Here is a 13,280-nt window from a genome sequence, read left to right on the forward strand (position 1 = left end):
TTGCCCGAAAACCGAGGCTCAGGAGGATATATGACAACGCAGGCACTTCAGGATCATGCGCTATTCCAGACAGGTTATTTTGTTGATGGAGTATGGAAAAAACTGGAAACGACCTTTGAGGTCACCAACCCGGCAACGGGCGAGGTCATAGCGAAAGTCGCGAAAGCCGGTAAGAAAGAGACGGAAGAGGCCATTGCCGCCGCCAGCCGTGCCTTTCCCGCCTGGCGCGCGAAAACCGCTAAAGAACGCTCTGCGATCCTCTATCGCTGGTATGAACTGATTATCGAGAATAAAAGCTGGCTGGGACAGCTGATGACCGCCGAACAGGGCAAACCACTGAAAGAAGCGGAAGGCGAAGTGGACTATGCCGCCAGCTTTATTCAATGGTTTGCTGAGCAGGCCAAGCGCGCCAACGGCGAAATCATCCCCCCTGCCAAAGCGGGCTCACGCATCTTTGCCACCCGCGAACCGGTGGGCGTAGTGGCGGCGATCACGCCATGGAACTTCCCGATGGCGATGCTGACCCGTAAGCTCGGCCCGGCGCTGGCGGCAGGCTGCACTGCTTTGATCAAACCTGCAAATAATACGCCGCTCAGCGCCTTTGCCCTGATCCAGCTGGCGAAAAAAGCCGGGGTGCCGGATGGCGTACTGAACGCCGTGGCAGGCACCACGGCGGAAATCAGCGACGCCATTATGGCCAGTCCGGAGGTGCGCAAAATCTCCTTTACCGGATCGACGGCAGTCGGCAAAACTCTGATGCGCAACGCGGCGGACACCATGAAAAAGGTGTCAATGGAGTTGGGCGGCAACGCGCCCTATATCGTCTTCGAAGATGCTGATATTGACGCGGCGGTGCAGGGGGCGATTGCCAATAAATTCCGTAACGCCGGGCAGGTGTGCGTCAGCGTTAACCGTTTTTATATCCATGAATCAGTGTATGACACCTTTGTCAGCAAGCTGGCGAGCGCCGTCAGCGCCCTGAAAGTGGGTAATGGCGTGGAAGAGGGCGTGGTGGTCGGCCCGCTGATTGAACCTTCCGCGGTAGATAAAGTGCGCGAACACGTCGAGGATGCCGTGGCGAAAGGCGCGAAAGTGCTGGCAGGCGGTAAAGCGCATGCGCTGGGCGGCAATTTCTGGGAGCCGACGGTGCTGGGCGACTGTAGCGATGGCATGAAGCTGGCCGCGGAAGAAACGTTCGGGCCGCTGGCCGCCTGCTTCCGCTTTACCTCGGAAGAAGAGGTGATCCGCCGCGCCAACGATACGCCGTTCGGCCTTGCGGCCTATTTCTACACGCAAAATCTGGCGCGGGTATTCCGTGTCTCGCAGGCCATTGAAAGCGGCATGATTGGCGTCAACGAGTGTGCGGTTTCGACCGAGCTGGCCCCCTTCGGCGGCGTGAAAGAGTCAGGGCTGGGTCGCGAAGGCTCGGTGCTGGGGCTGGAAGAATTTATGGAAGTGAAAACCCTGCATCTGGGGGGATTATAAACATCAGCGGCGGCTCTCGCCGCCCGTGCGCGCGGGATGGCTGGCAATGAATACTATCTACACTTTTGATTTTGATGAGATTGAGGACCAGACGGATTTTTACCGTGAATTTGCGCGCGCCTTTAATATTGAGCGGGCAAAGGTGCACGATCTGGATTCTCTCTGGGATGTGGTGACAGGGGGCGCTTTACCCGTACCGCTGGAGATCGAGTTTCTGCATCTGGCGGATAAAGAGCGTCGGCGCTATGGCGCGCTGATCCTGCTATTTGATGAAGCAGAAGAAGAACTGGAAGGGGCGCTGCGCTTCAACGTGCGGGCCTGAAACAAAAAAGCCCCTGCAGGGCAGGGGCAATCATATAGCACTACGGAGGGAATTATTTATAAAGTTCAGCAGTGGCGTGCCAGCTGTCACCGGTTCGTGCTTCGATAATGCGGTAAGAAGACGCACCTTCTTGTTCAGCTTTTTTATCCAGTGCGGCACGCATATCCATCGGAGAGGAGTTAACGCCACCGACGGAAACAGTACCGATTGACTGGCGGGCCTGCGCCTGATCGCTGCCGATAACGTTCGCGGCAGATGCGCCGAAGGACAGGACGGAAAGGATGCTCAGGGCGGCTACAGTGGTTTTGATTTTCATGTTGTTTACCTCGTCGAATTCTTTTACTGAAGGCCTTTCTTTGTGACCTTCATCACAGAATCAAGTATACACTAATCACGCGAATAATTAATACCATGCTAATGGTTTCAGTGTGGTTTTGGTTACAGAATTAGCTCTTTTTATTCCTGAAAAGCATTAAAAATGGCGAATTTTTGTCACGCGCGGACAGGATCAATATAAAAATCAGAGTCATAGGTGATTTTGATTTTTTGTGCGGTTTTATTCACTGGGTGAATGTAATGGGACAGAAAATCGCACTTTCTGTTAAAGAAATGTGGGTGATAAATAGCGGAAAAGGGGAAAACCGCAGTGGTATCCCCCAATAGCTACCCGTTGATGAGGTGGTTCTTACAGCTCCTGCTCAAATAGCACAAGGATCGCTTCATACAGCTCTTTGACAGTAAAGCCGCTGGCCGGCGTGGTGAAAATCGTATCATCACCGGCGATGGTGCCGAGAATACCTTCCGACTTGCCTAAGGAGTCCAGCAAACGGGCAATCAGCTGCGCCGCGCCCGGACTGGTGTGAATAACCACTACTGCCGCGTTGTAATCAATATCCAGCACCAGGTTCTTCAGCGGGCTGGAAGTCGTCGGAACGCCCAGCTCGGCAGGCAGGCAGTACACCATCTCCATCTTCGCGTTGCGGGTGCGTACCGCACCAAATTTGGTCAGCATGCGCGAGACTTTAGACTGGTTGATGTTATCGAAACCCTGCTCCTGCAATGCGAGCACGATTTCACCCTGGGAGCTGAATTTTTCTTCTTTAAGCAGCGCTTTAAACGCTTTAATTAATTCTTCTTGTTTGGCCGAACTTCGCATAAGTCACCCGTGGAATGGCGAGAGAAACACCATTATTATGCATATAAATGAATTTTTATGCAAATTTTCAACCTGATTAAAGGCTGAAATAATGTAATGAAAGGGCGGGATTTTATCAAAAAACGTTATCGATAAACATGCCTGCGTCACGTGTCTCTGATTTGGTTAAAAGTAAATTAAATGTTATCAAATTGATGTTGTTTTGAGGGCTTTAGTGGGTGTATTGTACCGCCACGGCTCGGTTGCTGACGCTATAAAGCCATGCAGTTTCCCCCAAAGGGCAACAAGAAGTGAATGATGCTAAAAGCGTGCGAGGCCGCATTCTTTTGTCATGGATATTGTTAACATTTACCGAAGTTTTAAAGGTCGCCAGCAACGGTTTCAACATATTTACCTTACCATAATAAGGAGTTTAGGATGAAAGTTGCAGTCCTCGGCGCGGCAGGTGGTATCGGCCAGGCGCTTGCCCTTCTTCTCAAGACCCAACTGCCTTCAGGCTCGGAACTCTCTCTGTACGACATCGCGCCGGTTACGCCAGGCGTGGCAGTTGATTTGAGTCATATCCCTACCGCTGTAAAAATTAAAGGTTTCTCCGGCGAAGACGCCACCCCTGCGCTGGAAGGCGCGGACGTGGTGCTGATCTCCGCAGGCGTTGCCCGTAAGCCAGGGATGGATCGCTCCGATCTGTTCAACGTTAACGCCGGTATCGTGAAAAACCTGGTCAGCCAGGTGGCGAAAACTTGTCCGGGTGCCTGTGTGGGTATCATCACCAACCCGGTAAACACCACCGTCGCTATCGCGGCAGAAGTGCTGAAAAAAGCCGGTGTTTACGACAAGAACAAACTGTTTGGCGTCACCACGCTGGACATCATCCGTTCCAACACCTTTGTTGCTGAACTGAAAGGCAAGCAACCGGGTGAGGTGGAAGTGCCGGTTATCGGCGGACACTCTGGCGTGACTATTCTGCCGCTGCTGTCGCAGATCCCGGGCGTGAGCTTTACCGATCAGGAAGTAGCCGATCTGACCAAACGTATCCAGAACGCGGGTACTGAAGTGGTGGAAGCGAAGGCCGGTGGCGGTTCCGCTACGCTGTCGATGGGTCAGGCCGCTGCGCGCTTTGGTTTATCGCTGGTGCGTGCGCTGTCAGGTGAAAAAGGCGTGGTGGAATGCGCATATGTTGAAGGCGATGGCGAACACGCCCGCTTCTTCTCGCAGCCGCTGCTGCTGGGCAAAAATGGCGTGGAAGAGCGTCAGTCCATCGGCACACTGAGCGCCTTTGAACAAAGCGCGATGGAAGGCATGCTGGAAACGCTGAAAAAAGACATTCAGCTGGGTGAAGAGTTCGTTAATCAGTAACAGTCTACGCAGTATCTGCATGCTAAAAAGCCGGAATGTTGTTCCGGCTTTTTTACGTCTGTCATGTGGTGGCGGGGTATTCCTGGATAATGACTTTAAGGGACAGCTTCTTATCTTCGCGCATCACCTCAACCGGAATTTCTGAACCCGGGCGGATCTCCGCCACCTGATCCATAGTTTCCAGCGCCGATACCGCCGGTTTATTGTTCACCGAGATAATCACGTCGTTCACCTGGATCCCTGCGCGCGCCGCCGGGCCGTCCGGCGCCACTTCGTTCACTACAATCCCCTGGATCTGATCGATGCCGCCACCTTGGGTATGCAGCGGGGCGATCTCTCTGCCGCTGATGCCGATGTAGCCGCGGATCACCCGACCGTCGCGGATCAGCTTATCCATAATTTTGGTCGCCAGCTGGAAGGGGATAGCAAAGCCGATACCTTCCGGCGTTTCGCCGTCGTTGCTCTTGTCAAAGGAGAGGGTGTTGATGCCCATTAATTCACCCAGCGAGTTAACCAGCGCGCCGCCGGAGTTGCCGTGGTTAATGGAGGCGTCGGTTTGCAGGAAGTTCTGCCGTCCTGACGGATTCAGGCCAATACGACCGGTGGCGCTGACGATCCCCTGAGTAATGGTCTGCCCGAGGTTGTAGGGGTTGCCGATCGCCATCACCACATCGCCGATGTGCGGCATGCGTTTACGGTTGATGGGGATCACCGGCAGGCCGCCGGTGGCGTTGACTTTCAGCACCGCCAGATCGGTTAAGGCGTCGGATCCAACCAGCAGGGCTTCAAACACCCGGCCATCCTGTAAGGCGACGATAATCTGGTCGGCGTCATTAATCACATGCTTGTTGGTAATGATGTAGCCGCGCTCGTCCATGATCACGCCTGACCCCAGGGTGCGGATCTCCAGCTGGTTATTGGCGGAGGCATTTACGCTGCGGTTATAGACGTTAACCACGGCAGGCGCGGCGCGACGTACCGCCTGGTTGTAGCTCACCGGCGTGTCGTCAGCGCTGTCAAATTTGGGCGTCGACAACGGACTAAACTGACGTAAAGAGGGCATAGCAGCCAGAAGAAGGCCACCAACAATCAAACCGATTGCAACGGAGCGTATGAGCTTTACAAACATGATGCAGGCGTCACCAGAGAGAGAATGGGCAGCATAGCATGAGTTATCCGGACATCACACGTGGGGATGATGTCCGGAGCCACAAATACCTAACGTAATAATAAATAAAGCGTATCGTTACCGCGTACCACGTGCAGGGCGATGATATTCGGTTTCGCTTCCAGCACCTTGCGCATTTCCGCTATTGTCTGCACACGGTCCCGGTTAACGCCAATAATCACATCATCTTTATGCAGGCCGGCCTGGGCGGCAGGACTGCTCTTTTCCACTTCAGAGATGGTGATCCCTTTGGTACCGTCTTTCAGCTGGCCGTCGTTTAAGGTCGCGCCCTGCAACGCCGGGGCGATCATTTCCGCGCTCGCTGAAGATGAGGTGCTTTTATCCAGCGTGACTTCCACCTCCTGCGGTTTACCGTCGCGCAACAGGCCAAGCTTCACTTTTGAGCCCGGCTCGGTTGTGGCGATGCGGGAGCGCAGCTCCGCAAAGCTGTTCAGCGGTTTTCCGTTGAGGCTGACAATCACATCGCCGGATTTGATCCCCGCTTTGGCCGAGCCGGAATTGGGCAGCACTTCGCTGACGAACGCGCCGCGCTGAACGTTGAGATTAAAGGCTTTGGCAATATCCGCACTCATTTCCATGCCTTTAATGCCCAGCAGTCCGCGCTTGATTTCACCGAACTGGATCAGCTGTTTGGCCAGCGTCTGCGCCATATTGCTCGGAATGGCGAAACCAATCCCGACGCTGCCGCCGCTGGGGGCGAGAATGGCGGTGTTAATGCCGATCAGCTCGCCGTTCAGGTTTAACAGCGCGCCGCCGGAGTTGCCGCGGTTGATGGAGGCGTCGGTCTGAATGAAGTTTTCCAGCCCTTCAAGATTCAGCCCGCTACGGCCAAGCGCCGATACGATACCTGACGTGGCGGTCTGGCCGAGGCCAAAAGGGTTACCCACGGCGACGGCGAAATCGCCCACCCGCAGGCTGTCGGAATCAGCGACGGCGATTTGCGTCAGATTGGTGGCATTTTGCAGTTGCAGCAGGGCAATGTCGCTCTGGTCATCGCCGCCAATCAGTTTGGCTTCAAATTCACGGCCATCATTCAGCTGCACATTAATTTTCTGCGCCTGGTTGATGACATGATTATTGGTCAGCACATAACCTTTGGCGGCATCGATAATCACCCCGGAGCCAAGGCCTTCAAACGGCTGGGCTTGCTGATCCGGCGCGTCCTCGCCAAAGAATTTCTTCAGTTCTTCCGGCACTTTGGGATTTTGCTGCACCGCGGTGCCTTCCACCTGCACGCTGACTACCGCAGGCAACACTTTTTCCAGCATCGGCGCGAGGCTTGGGATCGCGGCCTGACCCGGAACCTGTGACGGCAAGGCCGCCATCGTCTGTAACGGCGCGGCAAGCGCTAATCCAACACCTAACGCTAACGCACTCAATAGCTGGTTTTTTTTCTTCATTGATGCTGGCTCTCGTAACCTGAAGTGTAAGGAAAAACGCCCCAAAACAGAGGGATGTTATTGAAATTTTGCACGGGTAACAATGAGGACAATGACTAAATAATAGCTGTGATGGGAAAGAAGAGGCGGGCGCAACCTGCGCGCCCGTAAAAATTCTGGCTTAACAGTCGCTTAATCGCGTTTCTTCGCGCCGCGCAGCAGGCCTGACGCGCCTTCTGAATAGTCGCGCGGCATCTGTACCGGGGCCTGATCGTTACCCGCTTCCGATTCAGCAAGGCGATTGCGGAACGGATTCATCTCGGCGGACATTTCCGGCAGCAACTGGCTGGAGCTTTTCGCCATGTGCTGGTACAGCTGGCGATAATCATGGGCCATATTATCGAGCAGCTCGGCGCTGTGGGCGAAATGTCCGACTAACTCCTCACGGTACTCTTCCAGCTCGGCCTTATTTTTTTCCAGCTCGTATTGCAGGGCCTGCTGGTTGCGTAACTTGCGATTACCGAAACGCATGGCTACAGCACCGATTACGATGCCGACGACTAAACCAATTAGCGCATATTCCCAGGTCATGAACATCTCCCGTTGTCTTGTGATTCCGTAGGGTGTTGGCAGGGAGGCTCCTCGCCTGTGCCTGATTATGCCACTATAACCGCTAATTCCGTATAAGTGGAATCCTGAGGCTGCATCGCGTAGTGTGGAACGGCCTTTTTTTCGTCAACCGTGAATTACGGCATACCGATACTCAAGGAATAACAATAACATCATGCAAAGTATTACCCCCACATCGCGATACCAGCAAGCCCTGGATGCGGGTACGCATCAGCCAGACGAGGTGCAGCGCGAGGCGGTTAACCGGCTGGACGCTATCTGGCAGCAACTCACGCATACCCACACTACGCCTGCGCCACGCGGCGGCCTGATGGCGGCCTTCGGCAAACTGTTCGGCAAGAAAGAAGAATCGACAACCCCTCCCGTACGCGGCTTATATATGTGGGGCGGCGTCGGGCGCGGCAAAACCTGGCTGATGGATCTGTTTTTTCAGACTTTGCCTGGCACACGTAAACAGCGTCTGCACTTTCACCGCTTTATGCTGCGCGTTCATGAAGAGCTGACGGCGTTACAGGGAGAGAGCGATCCGCTGGAAATCATCGCCGATCGCTTTAAAGCCGAAACCGACGTGCTCTGCTTTGACGAGTTTTTTGTGTCGGATATAACCGACGCCATGCTGCTTGGCGGCCTGATGAAAGCGCTGTTCTCGCGCGGCATCACGCTGGTGGCGACCTCTAACATTCCACCGGATGAGCTTTACCGCAACGGCCTGCAACGCGCGCGCTTCCTGCCGGCGATTGAGGCTATCAAGGCCAACTGTGACGTGATGAACGTGGACGCGGGCGTCGATTACCGTCTGCGCACCCTGACGCAGGCGCATCTGTGGCTGTCACCCTTAAATGACGAGACGGCGCAGCAGATGGAAACGCTGTGGCTGGCGCTGGCAGGCGCGCCGCGCGAGCAGCGGCCAGCGCTTGAGATCAATCATCGCCCGCTGCAAACCCTGGGGGCGGAAAATCAGACGCTGGCAGTTTCCTTCACTACGCTGTGCGTCGAGGCGCGCAGTCAGCACGACTATATTGCGCTATCGCGTCTGTATCACACGGTGATGCTCTACGACGTGCCGGTGATGACGCCGCTGATGGAGAACGAAGCGCGGCGCTTTATCGCGCTGGTGGATGAATTCTACGAGCGGCACGTGAAGCTGGTGGTCAGCGCGCAAGCCCCGTTGCATGAGATTTATCAGGGCGAGCGGGTGAAATTTGAATTCCAGCGCTGCTTGTCCCGCTTACAGGAGATGCAAAGCGAGGAGTATCTGAAGCGCGAGCATCTGGCATAATCGCCTCCCCAGGCACGGCGCGGGGAAAAGTATTGTCGCAATCACAAAAAGGGGTCGATCTTTGTACCCGACTTCCCTATAATCTTGCGACCCCACGTTACGAGAAAGTTTTTTTCCCAAAACTTTTGTGTGCCGGCATAGGCTATTCGAAGGGGTAGGTTTGCTGGACAATGTCGTGTGAACCTCAACTGACTAAACGTTTGGGTGTTCACCAACGTGTAACTATTTATTGGGTAAGCTTTTAATGAAAACTTTTACAGCTAAACCAGAAACCGTAAAACGCGACTGGTATGTTGTTGACGCGACCGGTAAAACTCTGGGCCGTCTGGCTACCGAACTGGCTCGTCGCCTGCGCGGTAAGCATAAAGCGGAATACACTCCGCACGTAGATACTGGTGATTACATTATCGTTCTGAACGCAGAAAAAGTTGCCGTAACCGGTAACAAGCGTACTGACAAAATGTACTACCATCACACCGGCCACATCGGTGGTATCAAAGAAGCGACCTTTGAAGAGATGATTGCCCGCCGTCCTGAGCGTGTGATTGAAATCGCGGTTAAAGGCATGCTGCCAAAAGGCCCGCTGGGTCGTGCTATGTACCGTAAACTGAAAGTTTACGCGGGTAACGAGCACAACCACGCGGCACAGCAACCGCAAGTTCTGGACATCTAATCGGGATTATGGCAATGGCTGAAAATCAATACTACGGCACTGGTCGCCGCAAAAGTTCCGCAGCTCGCGTTTTCATCAAACCGGGCAGTGGCAAAATCGTTATCAACCAACGTTCTCTGGAACAGTACTTCGGTCGTGAAACTGCCCGCATGGTAGTTCGTCAGCCGCTGGAACTGGTCGACATGGTTGAGAAACTGGATCTGTACATCACTGTTAAAGGTGGTGGTATCTCTGGTCAGGCTGGTGCGATCCGTCACGGTATCACCCGCGCTCTGATGGAGTACGATGAGTCCCTGCGTGGCGAACTGCGTAAAGCTGGCTTCGTTACTCGTGATGCTCGTCAGGTTGAACGTAAGAAAGTCGGTCTGCGTAAAGCACGTCGTCGTCCTCAGTTCTCCAAACGTTAATCTGTTTCTGCTCAGGCAGAATACAGTTGGCGAAAAAACCCGCTCCGGCGGGTTTTTTTATGCATGAAAATCTAGTTATCTACTGTAATAGATTGATTCCTGCCTCTTTTTGAGCAATTGCGCAATACCCTCACCACAAAGCCCGCAAAATCTGGTAAACTATCATCCAATTTTGTGCCCAAATGCCGGGGATAGTTCATTTTTTGTTTAAATATTGAACAATGAAATGTACCCGGGTGGATAGATTACTTACATCTGGCGAGCCACGTTGTGGTTTGCAGCAGTAATATTCTGAATATACCTGGAGGTTTTCATGGCTGTCGCTGCCAACAAACGTTCGGTAATGACGCTGTTTTCTGGTCCTACTGACATCTATAGCCACCAAGTCCGCATCGTGCTGGCCGAGAAAGGTGTTAGTTTTGAAATTGAGCATGTGGAGAAGGATCATCCGCCTCAGGATCTGATTGACCTCAACCCGAATCAAAGCGTACCGACACTTGTAGATCGCGAGCTGACCCTGTGGGAATCTCGCATCATTATGGAATATCTGGATGAGCGTTTTCCGCATCCGCCGCTGATGCCGGTATACCCGGTTGCGCGTGGTGAAAGCCGCCTGTACATGCAGCGTATCGAAAAAGACTGGTACTCGCTGATGAACGTTGTCGTGAACAGCACCGGTGCTCAGGCGGATACCGCCCGTAAACAACTGCGTGAAGAGCTGCTGGCTATCGCGCCGGTATTTGGACAGAAGCCTTACTTCCTGAGCGATGAATTCAGCCTGGTCGATTGCTATCTGGCGCCGCTGTTATGGCGTCTGCCGCAGCTGGGGATTGAACTCAGCGGCGCAGGGGCTAAAGAGCTGAAAGGCTACATGACGCGCGTCTTTGAACGCGATTCCTTCCTCGCTTCACTGACAGAAGCCGAACGCGAAATGCGCCTTGGCCGGGGTTAATAAGCATGGAAATGTCACAACTGTCTCCACGCCGTCCGTATCTGCTGCGCGCATTCTATGAATGGTTGCTGGATAACCAGCTCACGCCGCATCTGGTGGTAGATGTGACCCTGGAAGGCGTGCGTGTGCCAATGGAATATGCTCGTGACGGGCAGATTGTGTTGAATATCGCGCCGCGTGCTGTCGGTAATCTGGAGCTGGCTAACGACGAAGTGCGTTTTAACGCGCGTTTCGGCGGGGTGCCGCGCCAGGTGTACGTCCCGCTGGCTGCCGTACTGGCAATTTATGCCCGTGAAAACGGCGCAGGCACCATGTTTGAGCCGGAAGCGGCGTATGACGGCGACGCCATTTCTCTCAATGACGATGACGAGACTACCACGCCTGAGGGTGAAACTGTCATGTCCGTTATCGACGGCGACAAGCCCGATAACAGTGATGACAACGATCCTGATGACGATCCGCCGCCGCGCGGTGGCCGTCCGGCATTACGCGTTGTGAAATAAACTGACAGGCCCCGACGGGCCTGTTTTTTTTGCCTTTGGTAACGCCATCCCGCACCAGGTGCGCCAGCCTGATATTCCTGTGTTATGATGAGCTTGCTGTCACACACTACTTATCCGGGCGCTATGAACGCATTTGATCCTGACTCCGACAACCCTGCTGAAAAGGTCGCGCGCACGCTGCGTCGTCGTCCGCTGGCGCGTAAAAAGCTCTCAGAGATGGTGGAAGAAGAGCTGGAGCAGATGATCCGCCGCCGTGAAGTGGCTGAGGGTGAACAGCTGCCGTCTGAACGTGAACTGATGGCGCTGTTCAACGTTGGCCGCCCGTCGGTACGCGAGGCGCTGGCCGCGCTGAAACGCAAAGGCCTGGTGCAGATCAGCAATGGCGAACGGGCGCGCGTATCACGCCCCTCAGCCGATACCATCGTCAGCGAACTCTCCGGCATGGCGAAAGACTTTCTCTCGCGCCCCGGCGGTATCGCCCATTTTGAACAGCTGCGTTTGTTCTTTGAATCAAGCCTGGTGCGTTACGCCGCCGAGCACGCCACCGACGCGCAGATTGAACAGCTCAGTAAAGCGCTGGAATGGAACAGCCAGACGCTGGACGACAACGCGCTTTTTATCCGCTCCGACGTCGAGTTTCACCGCGTGCTGGCGCAAATTCCCGGCAACCCTATTTTCAACGCCATTCATCTCTCCCTGCTTGACTGGCTGATCGCCGCGCGTCCGGCCGTACCGGAAAAAGAGCTGCATCAGCACAATAACGTCAGTTATCAGCAGCATATTGAGATCGTCAACGCCATCCGCCAGCGCGATCCGGATGCTGCCGATCGCGCCCTGCATACCCATCTGAACAGCGTTTTCGCCACCTGGCACGCCTTCGACAAAAAGAAAAAATCCCGCGCCTGATCCCGCATTGCCTTAACGATCCTCAAACGATCGTTTAGTGAGGCAGATCCCATTCCCTGCGTTTGGGGACAAAATGTCGATTTTGTGTGCTGGTATAACAGGTATAAAGGTATATAGTCAGACAGTGATAACCCATCAGGAGAAGTTCATGTCTGTTCAGTTAAAAGGTGTTATGCCCGCCCTGTTAACCCCCTTCGACGCCAGCGAAAATCTGGATACCGAAAGCCTGCGCCGTCTGGTGCGTTTCAATATCAGTCAGGGCATTGATGGGCTGTACGTCGGCGGATCCACCGGCGAAGCCTTTGTCCAGAGCATTAAAGAACGTGAAGAAGTGCTGGAGATCGTGGCCGAAGAAGCGAAAGGCAAAATCACGCTGATTGCCCATGTCGGCACCGTCAGCACGCGGGAAACGCAACAGCTGGCGACAGCTGCCAGCCGTTACGGGTTTGACGCTGTCTCCGCCGTTACGCCCTTCTATTATCCTTTCAGCTTTGCCGAGCACTGTGACCATTACCGGGCGGCCATTGATGCTGCCGACGGTCTGCCGATGGTGGTTTACAACATCCCGGCGCTGAGCGGCGTGAAGCTGTCGCTCGATCAAATCAGCACCCTGGTCACGCTGCCGGGCGTCGGCGCGCTGAAACAAACCTCGGGCGATCTTTTTCAGATGGAGCAGATCCACCGCGCGCACCCGGATCTGGTGCTTTATAACGGCTATGACGAGATCTTCGCTTCCGGTCTGCTGGCGGGCGCGAATGGCGGTATTGGCAGCACCTATAACATTATGGGCTGGCGCTATATGGGGATTGTGCGCGCGCTGGCGGAAGGGGATATCGCCACCGCGCAACGTTTGCAGACCGAGTGTAATAAAGCGATCGATCTGCTGATCAAAGTGGGGGTTTTCCGCGGCCTGAAAACTATCCTGCACTATATGGACGTGCTGACGGTGCCACTGTGCCGTAAACCCTTCGGCCCGGTTGATGAACAATACCTGCCAGAACTGAAAGCGCTGGCGGATCGGCTGCTTGCTGAGAAGTGCTAAC

15 protein-coding genes are annotated in these 13,280 nt (G+C 54.5%); 10 read left to right on the forward strand and 5 right to left on the reverse strand.

Annotated elements, in window-relative coordinates; genetic code table 11:
• Nucleotides 1-30: 30 nt before the first annotated feature.
• Together ACQUTD_RS19435 and ACQUTD_RS19440 are read left to right on the forward strand one after the other, a co-directional pair.
• Nucleotides 31-1,485, forward strand: a complete 1,455-nt coding sequence (locus ACQUTD_RS19435; protein ID WP_072569540.1) for an NAD-dependent succinate-semialdehyde dehydrogenase — start codon at nucleotides 31-33, stop codon at nucleotides 1,483-1,485.
• A 46-nt stretch (nucleotides 1,486-1,531) separates the two neighbouring features.
• Complete coding sequence (locus ACQUTD_RS19440; protein WP_072569541.1) at nucleotides 1,532-1,807, forward strand: barstar family protein; 276 nt, start codon at nucleotides 1,532-1,534, stop codon at nucleotides 1,805-1,807.
• A gap of 52 nt (nucleotides 1,808-1,859) precedes the next feature.
• Here the strand turns inward: ACQUTD_RS19440 and yhcN are convergent, their stop codons facing one another.
• Together yhcN and argR are read right to left on the reverse strand one after the other, a co-directional pair.
• Complete coding sequence (gene yhcN / locus ACQUTD_RS19445) at nucleotides 1,860-2,123, reverse strand: peroxide/acid stress response protein YhcN (protein ID WP_318374892.1); 264 nt, start codon at nucleotides 2,121-2,123, stop codon at nucleotides 1,860-1,862.
• A gap of 369 nt (nucleotides 2,124-2,492) precedes the next feature.
• Nucleotides 2,493-2,963: a transcriptional regulator ArgR gene (gene argR / locus ACQUTD_RS19450; protein WP_072569543.1), complete on the reverse strand. Its 471-nt coding sequence runs from the start codon at nucleotides 2,961-2,963 to the stop codon at nucleotides 2,493-2,495.
• Between the two features lie 417 nt (nucleotides 2,964-3,380).
• Between argR and mdh the strand changes: the two genes are divergently transcribed.
• A complete protein-coding gene (gene mdh, locus ACQUTD_RS19455) occupies nucleotides 3,381-4,319 on the forward strand; it encodes a malate dehydrogenase (RefSeq protein ID WP_072569544.1) in 939 nt (312 codons plus the stop codon).
• A 61-nt stretch (nucleotides 4,320-4,380) separates the two neighbouring features.
• Here mdh and degS read toward each other — a convergent pair whose 3' ends face one another.
• The 3 genes from degS to zapG form a co-directional block, all read right to left on the reverse strand.
• Nucleotides 4,381-5,448 carry an outer membrane-stress sensor serine endopeptidase DegS gene (degS, locus tag ACQUTD_RS19460; RefSeq protein ID WP_473274412.1) on the reverse strand — a complete coding sequence of 356 codons (1,068 nt, stop codon included), beginning with the start codon at nucleotides 5,446-5,448 and terminating at the stop codon, nucleotides 4,381-4,383.
• An 89-nt stretch (nucleotides 5,449-5,537) separates the two neighbouring features.
• Nucleotides 5,538-6,908: a serine endoprotease DegQ gene (gene degQ, locus ACQUTD_RS19465; RefSeq protein ID WP_318374893.1), complete on the reverse strand. Its 1,371-nt coding sequence runs from the start codon at nucleotides 6,906-6,908 to the stop codon at nucleotides 5,538-5,540.
• A gap of 171 nt (nucleotides 6,909-7,079) precedes the next feature.
• Nucleotides 7,080-7,478 (reverse strand): Z-ring associated protein ZapG, encoded by a 399-nt coding sequence (zapG, locus tag ACQUTD_RS19470; RefSeq protein WP_072570127.1) that lies wholly within the window; start codon nucleotides 7,476-7,478, stop codon nucleotides 7,080-7,082.
• A 193-nt stretch (nucleotides 7,479-7,671) separates the two neighbouring features.
• Between zapG and zapE the strand changes: the two genes are divergently transcribed.
• The 7 genes from zapE to nanA all read left to right on the forward strand — a co-directional run bounded on the left by zapE (nucleotide 7,672) and on the right by nanA (nucleotide 13,279).
• Nucleotides 7,672-8,796, forward strand: a complete 1,125-nt coding sequence (gene zapE / locus ACQUTD_RS19475; protein WP_473274413.1) for a cell division protein ZapE — start codon at nucleotides 7,672-7,674, stop codon at nucleotides 8,794-8,796.
• Nucleotides 8,797-9,040: 244 nt separating this feature from the next.
• A complete protein-coding gene (rplM, locus tag ACQUTD_RS19480; RefSeq protein ID WP_017374839.1) occupies nucleotides 9,041-9,469 on the forward strand; it encodes a 50S ribosomal protein L13 in 429 nt (142 codons plus the stop codon).
• A 14-nt stretch (nucleotides 9,470-9,483) separates the two neighbouring features.
• Nucleotides 9,484-9,876: a 30S ribosomal protein S9 gene (gene rpsI, locus ACQUTD_RS19485; protein WP_003025138.1), complete on the forward strand. Its 393-nt coding sequence runs from the start codon at nucleotides 9,484-9,486 to the stop codon at nucleotides 9,874-9,876.
• 313 nt (nucleotides 9,877-10,189) lie between these two features.
• Nucleotides 10,190-10,828, forward strand: coding sequence for a stringent starvation protein SspA (sspA, locus tag ACQUTD_RS19490; RefSeq protein ID WP_072569548.1), 639 nt, complete (start codon nucleotides 10,190-10,192; stop codon nucleotides 10,826-10,828).
• A 5-nt stretch (nucleotides 10,829-10,833) separates the two neighbouring features.
• Nucleotides 10,834-11,331 carry a ClpXP protease specificity-enhancing factor gene (gene sspB, locus ACQUTD_RS19495; RefSeq protein WP_072569549.1) on the forward strand — a complete coding sequence of 166 codons (498 nt, stop codon included), beginning with the start codon at nucleotides 10,834-10,836 and terminating at the stop codon, nucleotides 11,329-11,331.
• Between the two features lie 123 nt (nucleotides 11,332-11,454).
• On the forward strand, nucleotides 11,455-12,237 hold the full coding sequence (gene nanR, locus ACQUTD_RS19500) for a transcriptional regulator NanR (protein WP_072570128.1): 783 nt from the start codon (nucleotides 11,455-11,457) through the stop codon (nucleotides 12,235-12,237).
• A gap of 148 nt (nucleotides 12,238-12,385) precedes the next feature.
• Nucleotides 12,386-13,279, forward strand: coding sequence for an N-acetylneuraminate lyase (gene nanA / locus ACQUTD_RS19505; protein ID WP_072569550.1), 894 nt, complete (start codon nucleotides 12,386-12,388; stop codon nucleotides 13,277-13,279).
• Nucleotide 13,280 lies beyond the last annotated feature (1 nt).

Source organism: Enterobacter sp. K510, from assembly GCF_055804875.1.